We start from the raw sequence: 13,511 nt of genomic DNA on the forward strand, positions 1-13,511 counted from the left end.
ATTCTATTCCTCTCGGATGGAAGACTCCCAAGAGCCATAAAATGGGGCATGCAATCTCAAACATCCCCGCTCGGCGAATTTGACCTGATTCAGCGCTTCTTCAAAACGGAGTCGGAACTCATGCTCACCAGGAATCCCGGTTCAGTGAAGCTGGGGATTGGTGATGACTGTGCGCTACTCAAAATCGACCCCACAGAAGAAATTGCGATCACCAGCGACATGCTGGTCTCTGGACGACACTTTTTTGCAGATGCCAACCCCGAGTGGCTGGGCTGGAAAGCCCTAGCAGTCAACCTCTCAGACCTAGCAGCCATGGGCGCTAAGCCTTTGGGCTTTACCCTGGCACTGGCATTGCCAGAGCCTAATTCAAGCTGGCTGGAGGCCTTTAGCAGAGGTTTATTTGCCATTGCAAGTGAATATGAATGCCCACTCATTGGTGGCGACACTACTGCTGGCCCACTGAATATTTGTATCACTGCCTTTGGCGGCATTCCAAAAGACAAAGCCATTCTTAGATCGGGGGCATTGGAAGGTGATGACATTTGGGTTTCAGGAACCGTTGGTGACGCCAGACTTGCACTTGCTGCACTGCGTCATGAAATTTCACTATCAAAAGAAGATTTAGTAGCTATTGAGGCGCGCATGCATCAACCTACCCCCAGACTGAATTTAGGTCTTGCCTTGAGAGAAGTCGCTCATTCCGCTTTAGATATCTCTGATGGCCTCTTGGGTGATTTGAAGCACATCCTTAAACAGTCAAGCAAAGATGCGGAAATCTTTTTAGACCGGATTCCAAAATCCGCCAAATTGCGCAAACAAACTCTGGCAATTCAAAAGCAATATTCAGCGAATGGTGGGGACGATTACGAGCTGAGCTTTACCGCGCCAAGTAGCAAACGGGATCTCATTGCCAAAATAAGTGCCGATCTAAATCTTCCGCTCACTCAAATTGGTAGCATCAAATCCATGCAACACTCAGCACCTGAGATACACATCATCGATAACGATGGGAAAGAATTAAATTCTCAGCAAGCAGCTTTACTGCTGAAATCTTTTGATCACTTCGCATGAATACCCAAACTAATACGCCGAGCTCCTCCACCCCCAGTCCCAGCTTCAAGTGGGTGTTTAGTAAACCTAGTCGCGCCCTTGCATTCGGTATGGGCAGTGGTTTGGCGCCATTCGCCCCTGGCACTGCAGGAACGCTGTGGGCTTGGGCTGCATTCTTGGTAGGCGAATTTTTTCTATCTACCGAAGCTTGGCTGTGGATCATTGGAATTGGAATACTGCTGGGCTGCTGGATCTGCGGACAAGTCAGCGAAGAGCTAGGTAAAAAAGATTTTGGCGGAATTGTGTGGGATGAAGTTGTCGCCTTTTGGCTTGTGTTGATCTTCATCATGCCAGCAAGCCTATGGGTACAAATTTTGGCTTTTGTACTTTTCAGATTATTTGATACCGTCAAGCCAGGTCCGATTGGAATGATTGATCGACACTTTAAACATTTAGAAGGTGGTGATAATTCCACTCCATCCAATTTTGGTTTAATACTTTGGCGCGGCTTCGGAATCATTGCCGATGATTTAGCTGCAGCATTTTTCACCCTACTCACCATTGTGCTTTTACATATTGGATTGAGCTACATCTCATGAAAAATAATAACGATCCTCAGCATGAGTTAGCGAGAGCGGTTGCGCTGACTTTAATAAACCGAGCTTGGAAAATTGCCCTGGCTGAATCCTGTACCGGCGGCCTTGTCTGCGCAACCCTGACGGATTTAGCGGGCTCAAGCGATTGGCTTGAGCGAGGCTACATCACCTATAGCAATGCCGCAAAATCTGAATGCTTGAATGTGCCAGTAGAAATGATTGAATCTTTTGGCGCAGTTAGCGAGCAAGTGGCTAAAGCCATGGCTGAGGGGGCCCTTCGCAATGCCAATGTCAATGCCGCAATCTCTATTACCGGTATCACTGGCCCAACAGGTGGCTCACCTGAAAAACCAGTTGGCACTGTCTGCTTTGGCTGGGCAATTAAAGAGAGCATTGGAGGTGCTGTAATCAATACCGCCACACTGACTAAGCATTTCAACGGTGACCGTCAAATCGTGCGGGAACAAGCGCGCGATTTTGCGCTCTCTCAATTTCTGGAAATGCTTAAACCTAAAAACGCCTGATAAGGCAGTACTATAGAATTAGCGTGAGCTTAGCCAGCCCTTGTGGCGGAAGTAGCCCAATGGAATCATCGCTGAAATCACCATAGAAATAATGGCGACTGGATAACCCCAAGTCTGTTCTAGCTCTGGCATGTAGCGGAAGTTCATGCCCCACACACTAGCCAATAAAGTAGGTGGCATTAAGGCAACTGATACCACCGAGAAGATCTTGATGATCTTACTTTGGTTCAAATTAATAAAACCGACTGTCGCATCCATCAAGAAGTTAATCTTATCGAATAAGAATGCGGTATGGTTTTCTAGTGAATCAATATCTCGCAAAATCTGACGAGCTTCTTCTTGCTGCTCATCAGACAATAATTTGCTGCGCATTAAAAAAGATAATGCACGGCGGGTATCCATTACATTGCGACGAATGCGTCCGTTGGTATCCTCTTCCTTGGCAATTGTTTCAAGTACTTCTTCTGCATCATTATCGGTGATGTCATCTTGCAGAACGCGCTTACCTGCTTGCTCGAGATTTTCATAAACCTCTTCCAATGCGTCAGCAGAGTACTCGGCATCAGTGGAATACAGGTCGAGCAAAACATCTTTTGCATTACTTACTGAACCAGGACGTAAACGGGCACGCAAGCGAACCAAACGGAACACTGGTAAATCTTCATCATGAATAGAGAACAAAACTTGCTTAGTCATTACGAAAGCGACTCGCACGTTGCGAGAAGTTTCTTCTTCGTCCAATAAGAAATCAGTACGAATATGGAGGTGGCCGTCATCTGCCTCGAAATAACGCGCAGAAGCTTCTAAGTCGCCCAAATCATCTAATTCAGGCAAAAGAACGCCAAAAGCCTCTTTAATCCACAGGAGCTCTTCCTCTTCAGGGTCAACAACGTCGATCCAGATAGGGTTGGAGTATTGCAACAATTCATTGCGATCTTCCACTTGCTCTTGAGAGAGGCGGCCATTTTGCAGGACGAACAAGTTGATCATGGTGAACTCCTAAGGAATGGTCGCTAGTTTATCCTATAGCTCATGACAGTTTCACTAAAATAAGCTTAATCCCAATGAACTCCAGCCCAAATACCTTTACCCAACAACTCCAGTCCGCATGGGCTTCCCAAGGCAGTATGTTGTGTGTGGGCTTTGATCCAGATCCTCAACGCTTGCCCGCCGTATTCCAGAGTAAGCCTGAGGGGATTTTTGAGTTCTGCCGCGAGATCGCTGATGCCACTGCGGATACCGTCTGCTCCTTTAAGCCCCAGTTCGCCTACTTCGCCTCCCAAAGAGCTGAAGCCCAACTAGAAAAACTGACTAGATACCTTAAAGATAAATATCCCCATATTCCCGTCATCCTGGACTCCAAACGTGGTGATATCGGCAGCACTGCTGACCACTATGCCTTAGAGGCTTTTGAGCGCTACGGTGCAGATGCGGTGACCGTGAACCCTTACATGGGCTTTGACACGATCGAGCCTTATCTAAAGCACGCTGGCAAGGGTGTGATTGTTTTATGCCGCACCTCAAATCCAGGAGGCTCTGACCTTCAATTCTTGAATGTGGCTCCCAATGGCGAACCGCTTTACCTGCATGTTGCCAAGCTGGCTGCACAGCAATGGAATACCTCCGGTCAAATCAGCCTCGTAGTTGGCGCAACCTTCCCCGAAGAAATTGCTAAGGTAAGAGCGATTGTGGGCAAGATGCCTTTGCTCATCCCGGGTATTGGCGCTCAAGGCGGCGATATCGATGCCACTGTGAAGGCTGGCGGCATCCCGAATAAACCAGGTACTGGCATGATGATTAACTCTTCTAGAGCAATCTTGTACGCGAGCTCAGGAAATGATTTTGCTGGGGCCGCCAGAAAAATTGCTATCACTACGAGAGATGCATTAAGAGCTGCAGCTAGTAAATAAAAAAGGCGTTAGGTCGAGTTACAGCAGACCTATCGCGCCTTTGGTTTTGGAATGGGCGTTAAAGCGACTCTATCCATACTTTCCAAAATGAAGTTTTGCCTTGTAGGGAAATGAATATTGGCCTTGCGGCAATACTGCACTTTGTCGAAGCACTTTGGAGCCGGCAATGCAGAGGCTAAGGCCGCCGCCTGTTCGCGATTAAGTGATGCTGGCTTTACTCCATAGTAATGTTGAGAAGCAGCGCCAATCCCAAAGATACCTTCGCCCCACTCTACTGAATTTAGATAAATCTCGAACAACCTCTGCTTAGATAGCATAACTTCAAGTAGGCCCGTAATGATCAGCTCCTGCGCTTTGCGAAAATAATTCTGCTCAGAGGAGAGAAAAAGATTCTTCGCTAGTTGCTGCGTAATTGTGGAGCCACCACGTAAAGCGGTTTTAGATTTTCCACTCTGTTGATTGAGCTGTGAATTTTTAGCCCATGCCTTTTGCATATCCTCTACTCGAACGCCCATATGCTGAAAGAAGATATCATCTTCACTCACCAAGACTGCACGCTTGAGATTACCGGAGATTTTGTCGTAAGGAACCCAAGAAGACTGTACCGAGCAAGACCAAGACAGGCCACAAAGCCGCCAACGCTCCGCCCTCTGAAATGCTGTGCTACTTGGATCCAGCGCCGCCCACAAGCCAATCTGAATTACAAAGTACATTTGCATGGCAACAAAACCAACCAGTAAACATTTCAGAAGATAAGAAAGCCAGCGCATCGAAGCTCAGCTAGAAACTAGGAAGTGCGAAGTTCTGCCAATACAGCGCGAGAATCAATCGCATCAGCAAGCGCAGCACCACGCCAAATTAAGAAGGCATCAGCAGCCTGCTCTACTAGCATGCCCAAGCCGTCACTTACCCGTGCACCGCGATGTAATGCCTGTTGCATAAAGGCGGTGGCTTTGCCGTAGACCATGTCGTAGGCGAAAGATTTTGGAGTGAAAATGTTGCTTGCTGCCGCATCGCTAATCGGCGATGCATCGGATAGGCCGGCAGCAGTGGCATTAATAATAAGATCAAAAGGAGATGTGGTCTTACTAACATCTTCAAGATCACTTAGGGAAACCGCTTGTAGTGCAACATTCAGTGAGTTAGCTAAACCACCAAACAAGTGAACCAATTCATCAGCCTTGGCATTGGATCGATTAGCAATCATTAATTCTTTCGGCAACTGCTCTAGCAATGGGCCCAGCACTCCGCGCGACGCACCACCTGCTCCCAATAATAGAATTTGGGAGCCTTTAATCTGGATACCCTGTGCCAATAGGTCTCTGACTAGACCAGCGCCATCGGTGTTGTCACCAAAGATTTTTCCATCTTCAATACGTAAAGTATTTACAGCGCCAGCGAACTGCGCACGCGGTGTTAATACATCTGCAAGTGCCTGGGCGTCCAACTTAAATGGAACAGTGACATTCATGCCTTTACCGCCAGCAACAAAGAAGGCTTGCGCAGCGGTTTTGAATTGATCAAGTGCGGGCTGCAAACGACCGTAGTGCATTTTTTGATTTGACTGCTCAGCAAACCGTTTGTGAATAGCGGGCGATCTACTGTGCGAGATCGGATTACCGGCGACCGCATAGACATCCACACCTGGAAATTGGGTGGGATCTGTATGCAATTCAGCGGAAGTGGCTTGACTCATAGTGACTACAGGATAAGCGAAATTGAGTGATGTCTATTGAATTAAGGACGTAGATCTAAGCGATCAGATCCATCCCTCGTGAAATCAAAAGTCGATACCCAATCCAAGATATCAATCTGATTGCGCATTTCTGCAGGAAAAACTCCAAAGGGAGCGGAAGCACGAACAATTGCCAAGGCCTGGCGATCTAACTCAGGATTGCCGGAGCTTCGTCCAATACTCAAACCATCTTTACCCTGAGGACTGTTAGCAATCCGCCCTTGGGCATCAACGCTCACGACAATCACCAAACTGCCATACAAAGGACGCCCATTGGCTCGCGGGAAAAATGCACTTCCATAAGCCTCAATCTTTTGGCGCATGGCATCGTAATACTGCGCAAATACAACTGCCTTCGTACTAGCTCCGGTCAAGACCTTACGACGAGGCTCGCGACCATTGACCTGCAAACGCTTCGCTAACTTAGCCTCTAAAGAGTTCATTTGCGACGTAGCTTTTTTCTCATCACCACTTTTACGGCCACCTGCTAGCGCCCGATCTGCTTCAAGCTTGGTCAGCATTTGTTTTTGTTGTTTCTCCAAGACTTCGAGGCGAGCATCCGCACCAAGCCTTGCACGGTGTAATGCGCTTGCATCTTGATTGGGAGTGTTGCCGCCTCCATGCAAATCTGCCTGAGCCAATTTATTCGCCTGCTTGGGCGCCACCTGATTGCTAGCATTTACCAAGACAACGCTCAGAGGCGTATTTAAACGACGATTTTCTATTTCCCCAATCCCCCAGCGAAACGACAAAAAGGTGAGGTGAGCCAGAATTGAGAGGCCCAGAGCATAGCCAAACGGGTAGCGGCGCCAACTACTATCTAAGCGCCCCACTAACCGGGAAAATTTAGGCGGGGCTTGCATCACGCTCAGGCACTTCCAGTGTTTCGATATGAAGCACTCGCACTCCCGCAGTGAGCTGCAGAAGATCTACATCAGCAATACTCACTTCAGCTCGAGTCATACGCGGGTGGGTAGCCAACTCTGGAACCAGCAAATGCAAAGGCACCAGCTCAACGCGCGACATGCCTTCCTTGAGATGTCTCACCAAGACTTGCTTAGGAACTTCATCCTGAGCAACCCAACGCAGACACCAATATTTTTCAAGGCGGTCCTGGTATTCACCATAGGCTGAATAGCAAGCTTCAAAGTCGGCAGCAATACCCATCAGGGCAGCGTCTCGCGGTGGGAATGGCGCCACCATCTTGGCAGTGATGCCATGTTTCGCTATTGCAATCAACTGCCACTGATTCACCAAATCTGAATAGCGACGCAATGGCGATGTACACCATGCGTAATACTCCAAACCCAATCCCTCATGAGGGCCAGGTGTTGTCTGCATACGTGTTCGCAAAGGGCCCCAGCCCTTTTGAGTTCGGAACAAACCAGGTATCCCATGATCTACCAATAAACGTCCTGAAGCACTGTTGCAATAAATCATCCACTCAGCAACGATGGTATCTAAGATCGAACCGCGCTGGCGTGGAGTAATGTCTACCCGCTGTGAACCATCCACTTCTTTGATTTGAAAATGAAAGTCCCTCGCTAAGGCGTTGGGATCCAAGACACCTAATTGCTCAGCACGCAATCCATTTACTACCCGTTGCTCTTGGCGCCCTGCATGTAATAACTTTGCGGCACCCCACAACACACTGAGCTCCTGGCGATACACATAGTTAGACGATTCATCGGTCAAACTCTCTTCCGTTACCAGGTGCTCCAAATTCTCTAAGCGTAGATTTGCTCCCACAGGAACCATCTCAGCACGCAACTGCAGCGTCTCTTTATCTATGACTCCAGCCGCATCGATGTCCACATAAATCGATAAAGCTGGGCGAGCAGCACCCTCATCCAATGAGAATTGTGAAATCACCGTATCGGGCAACATCGTGATCTTGTCGCCAGGGAAATACACCGTGGACATACGCGTGCGCGCGACCTTATTTAAGGCATCATCCTTAGCGATCACCAAACCAGGCGCCGCAATATGAATACCAATGCGGTGTCCGCCACCCTCAAGCGCAGTAACCGACAAAGCATCATCAATTTCAGTGGTGCCTGAATCATCTATCGAGAAGGCGCTTACCTCAGCTATAGGTAGCTCAGAAATAGCGGCATCTAATGCGTCTTGCTCAACCACTAAAGTTGGATCATGTGCAGCACCCCGCGGGAAGTGAGCTTTTAGGAACATGCCTTGGTGATATCGCAAAGGTGAATCAATCGCACCACATCGAATCATCAATTGGGCAGGCGATTCTCCTGATTCAGTACAAGCAGCAATCAATGCTTTATAGGCTGAGGTGTTTTTATCCGGAGAAAATAGGAGTTGGTTTACCTGAGACTTCAGCTCTTCTGGAAACACGCCAGCTACCAACTCCTTTTGCCACGCAGCCTGCTGCTCTAATTCCTTTTGCTTTCGCTCGAGCGCAGCCAAGCCGGCCTGCAACTGCTCAAGGGGGGCTCTCTGAAAACGCCCACGCCCTTTGCGACGGAAAAATACCGGCGCCCCCTGTAAAGCAATAGCTAAAGCAGTGTGTTGTGGGATGCTTGCCTGTGCCCCAAAGTATTCTTGGGCGACATCCACCAAACCAAACTCTTCGTCAGGCGCACAGTCCCACAAGAATTGCAGATCAATCTCTTTAGATAAGGTATTGGCCTCATCCATTAACGCTTGTGGTTCTGGCTTTTCAAAGCGTAGCCAAACTTCTTTAGCTTTCAGCTTGATCTTTTTCCCGGACAGGCTCGTCGCCTGCCAAGATTCAGCATCCCCAGCGCCCGAGGCAGATTGGACTGTGGCGACCTTGATGTCACCACCCTCTTCATATAAAAGATGCATTATTAGAGTGAAATCCCGCCGCTGGCCTCAAGTGCAACGCCATTGACATAACTGGCTTCATCGCTCGCTAAGAATAAATACACGTTCGCCATTTCTTCGGGGACACCTAAGCGACCTAGCCAACTACGTCTTTCGATATCTTTCAGAATATTTTCCGGCATGGCTTTGACCATCTCAGTTGCAATAAAGCCTGGGCACACCGCATTTACCCGAATACCTTTTGAGCCCAATTCACGCGCCCAGGTTTTGGTAAATCCAATCACCCCAAACTTAGTGGCGGAATAATTTGTCTGACCAAAGTTTCCATAAATACCTACAACGCTTGAAGCATTAACGACAGCACCTTTACCTGCCTCCAACATGTGCGGCACCACTAATTGTGTGCAATTGAAAACACCCTTCAAATTGACATCAATCACTGAATCAAATTGCGCTTCAGTCATTTTGACTAAGCGCGCATCTTGGGTGATGCCGGCATTGTTAATGAGGATATCAATGTGTCCGTGACGTTGCATAATCTGATCAATAGCCGCTTCAACACTCGCGCGATCAGTCACATTCATCACATAGGCTTCCGAACCCGGAATAAGATCGACTACAGCCTTAACGGCCTCGGGATTCACATCCGCAATCATGACCTTCGCACCCTCTTGCGAAAAGCGCTTTGCCGTTGCGAAGCCAATACCCTTTGCGGCCCCGGTAATGATCGCTACTTTATCTTTTAGTCTCATATTCATTACCTTGCTTTCTCTTGTATTGCAGTCAATATTTTTTGATGCACGCCACCAAAACCGCCATTACTCATCACCAAAATGTGATCCCCTGGTTTTGCCTCTTTTGCCACTGCATCTACCAAAGCACTTAAATCATCAAAGGCCAAGGCACGATCTTCTTCTTTGGCATTTAATGGGGCTAAGACTTCATTTAAATCCCAGCCCAAAGAATCTTTACCAACACTAGCGCCATAAGCAAAAATCTTATCGGCCGCCTCTAGGCTATCTGGCAACTGGGCTTTCATCACTCCGAGTTTCATCGTATTCGACCGCGGCTCCAAGATTGCCAAAATGCGAGACTGTCCTACCCTTCGACGCAATCCGTCTACTGTAGTAATAATTGCTGTCGGGTGATGCGCAAAATCATCATAAACCGTTACTTCATTTACCATGCCAATCGTTTCTAAACGACGTTTGACATTCTTGAATTCAGCTAAAGCACGCGCCGCATCAACTGGAGAAATGCCAATATGATTCGCTGAAGCAATTGCCGCTAATGCATTGAGCTGATTATGTCGGCCCATGACACCAGAGTCTGGAGCCCAGGTCACCGTTGCAACTTCGTTGCCGTGCTGCAAAACAATAAAACCATCCGCTACTTGAGAAATCAATGACCAAGCATTGTGTTTGTCTTGACCAAACCTTTCAACAGGTGCCCATGCACCTCGTGCGATCACTCTCTCTAGAGCAGGCTCTTCACCATTGACCACCACGAGACCATTGCCCGGTAGCGTGCGCACTAAATGATGAAACTGCGTTTCGATTGCAGCCAGATCAGCGAATATATCTGCATGATCAAACTCGAGATTATTTAACAAGGCAGTACGTGGACGATAGTGAACAAACTTACTGCGCTTATCAAAAAACGCCGTGTCGTATTCATCCGCTTCGATCACAAAGTATTTGCCTTCACCCAGATGAGCCGATACTGTGAAATTCAATGGCACCCCACCAATTAAGTAGCCTGGCTTGTAACCATTGAATTCCAAAATCCAAGCCAGCATTGCGGAGGTAGTGGTTTTACCGTGCGTGCCAGCAACTGCCAAGACATCCCGACCAAATAACACTTGCTCACCTAGCCATTGAGGCCCAGAGGTGTAAGGAAGCCCTTGATTGAGGATGGCTTCCATCAGTGGATTACCACGAGAAACGACGTTACCAATTACAAATAAATCCGGCATCGTCTCAAACTGCAATAATTGGTCGGGTGAGAATCCCTCGATGAGCTCAATGCCTTGCGCCTCAAGCTGAGCGCTCATTGGTGGATACACGTTGGCGTCACAGCCTGTAACATGATGTCCGGCCTGCCGAGCGATTGCGGCAATGCCGCCCATGAAAGTGCCACAAATGCCCAAGATATGAATATGCATTTGGTAATTTTAGCTAAGGAGTAGCAATGAACCGAAGACAGTGGATTTGCATCGCCGGTATTAGTCTCGCAGCGCTTGTTGCCGGAGTACTGGCTTCGCAATGGATTTACAAAACAGGCTTGGCAAGTGATCCCACTATCAAAGCATTTTTAGCCAATCCATGGCAAACGCCCAATGGCAAACCAGTCGACACAGCACAATGGCATGGAAAAGTGCTGGTTGTTAACTTTTGGGCCTCCTGGTGTCCTCCTTGCGTTGAAGAAATGCCGACTTTTGACAAGCTGCAAATGGAGCTCAAGAGTCAAAATGTGCTATTTGTCGGCATCGGTATTGATTCACCCTCTAATATTCGTGAATTCCTTGAAAAAACTCCAGTTTCTTACCCTATTGCGATTGGCGGGCTTGAGGGCAGCAACCTTTCCAAGCAAATGGGCAACTTGCAGGGCGCCCTACCCTACACCATCATCATCAATGCTGAAGGCAGGGCAACTTATAGAAAATTGGGTAAAATAAGCGAAGATGATATCAAAAATAGAATTTTAGAGGCGCTTTAGAGGAGTATATCGACTTTTACAGAACTCAAGAAAATGAGGTGGTCATCAATACCCCAAAAAAACTCTTTGCACCCCCCTTTTTTTGGATCCATTAACTTAGTCAAACCAAGTGCTGCGACTATTCTTCCTTTGTTGGGGATGCTTAGAGCACCTTTTACTCCAAAACTTTAGCCGCAGCAACCGCATTTAAAAGATTTAAAGTGCCATTAGCACTACTTGTACTCGTGGCCGCATTGAGGCTGCGCGCACATTTGGCTTATCGGCCTGAATGGCGAGAGATAAAATACCCCCCGCAAGGAGATTACCTTACCCCAGTTTTTAACTGGGGTAAATTCGCCTTCGTCGCCTTGCCATTTGCCCCCCGCTTTCTGCTCTATGGGGCCCAATAAAATCCTAGAGAATTTACGTATTGGAATGTTCGGGATTGCGAAACTAGCTCTGCGTCACATAAATACATCCAGAATAAAACATGATCAAATCAACAAAAAGCGAAAGGGGTTAAATTCAGCGCAATACCGAACTTAACCCCCTCCGCCCCAACCAAACCAGACTAACCAACTTTTAAAGGTCGGTTAATAAAGCCTCTTTCTTACATTAGAGGGGCTTGCTGAGCAATGGCTTCACCCTGCCTAAACCAAATATCAACCACCTCAGAAACTACACCCTCGCTATTGGTATATGAGCCCTTCAAAAAGTGATCATTACCATTCGCATCAAAGGCGCCCTGCTGCTCTGAGTACCGCAAGTTAATACTCTTAATTCCCATCTGCTCAAGGCTTCTCAACTCACCATCATCCGTCACACCATTTGCATTGGAGTCGAGCCAAATTTGTAATTTCGAGAATATCTCATCATTAACATCTATGACATGATCAAGATTTAAATCATATTGAGCCAGAGCCTCAAATCCGTTGGAAGCCTTCGCCCCATCATTCATTTTTGTGGACGTCCCAAATAATTCAGACCCATCATCAATCAAACCATTCTGGTTAATATCCAAAGTTAAGAGGCCGGAACCAGAGCCTATCCAGCCCGTTGCTTCCTGATCTCCGTCGCTATCCAAATCAAAATTAACGCCATACGATAGATCAATTGTTTGAACGCCCTGGCCGGTGAAATCAAAAACCAACGGGCATGTATAAGACTCTGTATAGCCCCAGCTGTTTTGCCCCTGATTACCAGCCTTATCAATTACCCCCTTCATATCCACCAAGAAAATAGCGGTAGTATATGAATAGTAGCCACCAATTTTCGTATAAAGCAAATGACCCGTGTAGTCGACGTAAAACTGGCGATTATTTCCAAGATTAGTAATCACGGGCGGGTTTGCTGGCCAACCCAAGTTATTAAAGTTTGAATCCACCACATTAAAATTCTTAGACGTAAAGTTAAAGACTTCATCACTAAAAGTAACCAATCTTCGCTCCCAGCCGCTGTGGTTAATGCCCCCAGAAATATATTGGATGTTTTGAATATAGGCGCCAACAGTGTCCAAATCAAAATTAAGCTGGCTATTCGCAGAAACATTTCCAGCAAGATCAGTCTGCTTAACCAGCACGGACTTATGTCCATCACCTGAAATACCACTAATAGTGGTGCCTGAACCAGTCAACCAGGATGCCCCGCCATTGAGGCTGTATTGCCAAGTTGCCCCAGCCTCCAAGCCAGAAATTCTCACAGTGGAATTATTCGTATGGCGATCTCCAGATGAAATTCCGCCATCACTAGCTAGAAATACGCCTAGCGGTGAAACCATCGTATCCAAAGTGAAGCTCTTGGTACTAAGCGGCGAAAAGGAACCCTCCCCGCTAGTTTGGCGCACGCTATAGGTGCGTGAACCAGAGCTGAGGTTAAAGCTTGTGCCTGTACCGGTAATCCAAGCCCCACCATCCACTTGATACTGGAAAGTAGCGCCTGCTACTAAACCACTCACGTTCACTACTGGGTTATTGGTAATGCCATCGCTTGCCGATGAACCGCTATCGATCGCCAAAGTAATGGTTGGTGCCACCAGATTCTCCAGCACAAAGGTTTTAGCTGCGCTTACTGCAGAAGTATTACCTGCCACATCAATCTGACGCACGCTATAGGTGCGTGAGCCAGTGCTCAGGTTAAAGCTTGTGCCTGTACCAGCAATCCAAGCCCCACCATCCACTTGATACTG

The 13,511-nt window shown here is 47.5% G+C and carries 12 protein-coding genes and 1 pseudogene; 5 read left to right on the forward strand and 8 right to left on the reverse strand.

The features are described 5' to 3' along the window. The first annotated feature begins 48 nt into the window (after window positions 1-48). From thiL to ACIQZ3_RS05060, 3 genes are read left to right on the forward strand one after another with little or no spacing between them, the layout of a single operon-like run. Entirely contained in the window at window positions 49-1,071 is a 1,023-nt protein-coding gene (thiL, locus tag ACIQZ3_RS05050) for a thiamine-phosphate kinase (protein ID WP_397390938.1), read from the forward strand. After that, a complete protein-coding gene (locus ACIQZ3_RS05055; protein WP_397390940.1) occupies window positions 1,068-1,649 on the forward strand; it encodes a phosphatidylglycerophosphatase A in 582 nt (193 codons plus the stop codon). Before thiL ends, ACIQZ3_RS05055 begins: the two co-directional genes overlap by 4 nt. Continuing rightward, on the forward strand, window positions 1,646-2,170 hold the full coding sequence (locus ACIQZ3_RS05060; protein ID WP_397390942.1) for a CinA family protein: 525 nt from the start codon (window positions 1,646-1,648) through the stop codon (window positions 2,168-2,170). The genes ACIQZ3_RS05055 and ACIQZ3_RS05060 overlap by 4 nt, the downstream gene beginning before the upstream one ends. 18 nt (window positions 2,171-2,188) lie before the next feature. On the opposite strand, the gene corA is transcribed toward ACIQZ3_RS05060, so the two are convergent. After that, entirely contained in the window at window positions 2,189-3,160 is a 972-nt protein-coding gene (gene corA, locus ACIQZ3_RS05065; protein WP_015420400.1) for a magnesium/cobalt transporter CorA, read from the reverse strand. 74 nt (window positions 3,161-3,234) lie between these two features. Here corA and pyrF point away from each other — a divergent pair, with 74 nt between their 5' ends. After that, a complete protein-coding gene (gene pyrF, locus ACIQZ3_RS05070) occupies window positions 3,235-4,080 on the forward strand; it encodes an orotidine-5'-phosphate decarboxylase (protein WP_397390944.1) in 846 nt (281 codons plus the stop codon). A gap of 29 nt (window positions 4,081-4,109) precedes the next feature. On the opposite strand, the gene mtgA is transcribed toward pyrF, so the two are convergent. From mtgA to mpl, 6 genes are read right to left on the reverse strand one after another with little or no spacing between them, the layout of a single operon-like run. Beyond that, window positions 4,110-4,850, reverse strand: coding sequence for a monofunctional biosynthetic peptidoglycan transglycosylase (gene mtgA, locus ACIQZ3_RS05075; RefSeq protein ID WP_397390946.1), 741 nt, complete (start codon window positions 4,848-4,850; stop codon window positions 4,110-4,112). A 17-nt stretch (window positions 4,851-4,867) separates the two neighbouring features. Then, window positions 4,868-5,776 (reverse strand): shikimate dehydrogenase, encoded by a 909-nt coding sequence (aroE, locus tag ACIQZ3_RS05080; RefSeq protein ID WP_397390948.1) that lies wholly within the window; start codon window positions 5,774-5,776, stop codon window positions 4,868-4,870. A gap of 41 nt (window positions 5,777-5,817) precedes the next feature. Further along, a complete protein-coding gene (locus tag ACIQZ3_RS05085; protein WP_397390950.1) occupies window positions 5,818-6,648 on the reverse strand; it encodes an energy transducer TonB in 831 nt (276 codons plus the stop codon). A gap of 13 nt (window positions 6,649-6,661) precedes the next feature. After that, entirely contained in the window at window positions 6,662-8,650 is a 1,989-nt protein-coding gene (locus ACIQZ3_RS05090) for a ribonuclease catalytic domain-containing protein (protein ID WP_397390952.1), read from the reverse strand. 2 nt (window positions 8,651-8,652) lie between these two features. Beyond that, the gene (fabG, locus tag ACIQZ3_RS05095) at window positions 8,653-9,381 is read right to left on the reverse strand and encodes a 3-oxoacyl-ACP reductase FabG (protein ID WP_397390954.1); all 729 of its coding nucleotides are present in this window, start codon (window positions 9,379-9,381) and stop codon (window positions 8,653-8,655) included. Window positions 9,382-9,386: 5 nt separating this feature from the next. Continuing rightward, a complete protein-coding gene (gene mpl / locus ACIQZ3_RS05100) occupies window positions 9,387-10,793 on the reverse strand; it encodes a UDP-N-acetylmuramate:L-alanyl-gamma-D-glutamyl-meso-diaminopimelate ligase (RefSeq protein ID WP_397390956.1) in 1,407 nt (468 codons plus the stop codon). 26 nt (window positions 10,794-10,819) lie between these two features. On the opposite strand from mpl, the gene ACIQZ3_RS05105 reads away from it, so the two are divergent. Continuing rightward, entirely contained in the window at window positions 10,820-11,347 is a 528-nt protein-coding gene (locus tag ACIQZ3_RS05105; RefSeq protein WP_397390958.1) for a TlpA family protein disulfide reductase, read from the forward strand. A 589-nt stretch (window positions 11,348-11,936) separates the two neighbouring features. Here ACIQZ3_RS05105 and ACIQZ3_RS05110 read toward each other — a convergent pair. Next, a pseudogene (locus ACIQZ3_RS05110) lies at window positions 11,937-13,511 on the reverse strand (hypothetical protein); the annotation flags it as partial.

This window comes from Polynucleobacter sp. (genome assembly GCF_044342855.1).
Lineage (GTDB): Bacteria > Pseudomonadota > Gammaproteobacteria > Burkholderiales > Burkholderiaceae > Polynucleobacter.

Coding starts and splice junctions, on each gene's coding strand:
- aroE (WP_397390948.1), bottom strand. CDS start 5,776: ATGAGTCAAGCCACTTCCGCTGAATTGCATACAGATCCCACCCAATTT.
- mtgA (WP_397390946.1), bottom strand. CDS start 4,850: ATGCGCTGGCTTTCTTATCTTCTGAAATGTTTACTGGTTGGTTTTGTT.
- fabG (WP_397390954.1), bottom strand. CDS start 9,381: ATGAGACTAAAAGATAAAGTAGCGATCATTACCGGGGCCGCAAAGGGT.
- thiL (WP_397390938.1), top strand. CDS start 49: ATGCAATCTCAAACATCCCCGCTCGGCGAATTTGACCTGATTCAGCGC.
- ACIQZ3_RS05105 (WP_397390958.1), top strand. CDS start 10,820: ATGAACCGAAGACAGTGGATTTGCATCGCCGGTATTAGTCTCGCAGCG.
- mpl (WP_397390956.1), bottom strand. CDS start 10,793: ATGCATATTCATATCTTGGGCATTTGTGGCACTTTCATGGGCGGCATT.
- ACIQZ3_RS05055 (WP_397390940.1), top strand. CDS start 1,068: ATGAATACCCAAACTAATACGCCGAGCTCCTCCACCCCCAGTCCCAGC.
- corA (WP_015420400.1), bottom strand. CDS start 3,160: ATGATCAACTTGTTCGTCCTGCAAAATGGCCGCCTCTCTCAAGAGCAA.
- pyrF (WP_397390944.1), top strand. CDS start 3,235: ATGAACTCCAGCCCAAATACCTTTACCCAACAACTCCAGTCCGCATGG.
- ACIQZ3_RS05060 (WP_397390942.1), top strand. CDS start 1,646: ATGAAAAATAATAACGATCCTCAGCATGAGTTAGCGAGAGCGGTTGCG.
- ACIQZ3_RS05090 (WP_397390952.1), bottom strand. CDS start 8,650: ATGCATCTTTTATATGAAGAGGGTGGTGACATCAAGGTCGCCACAGTC.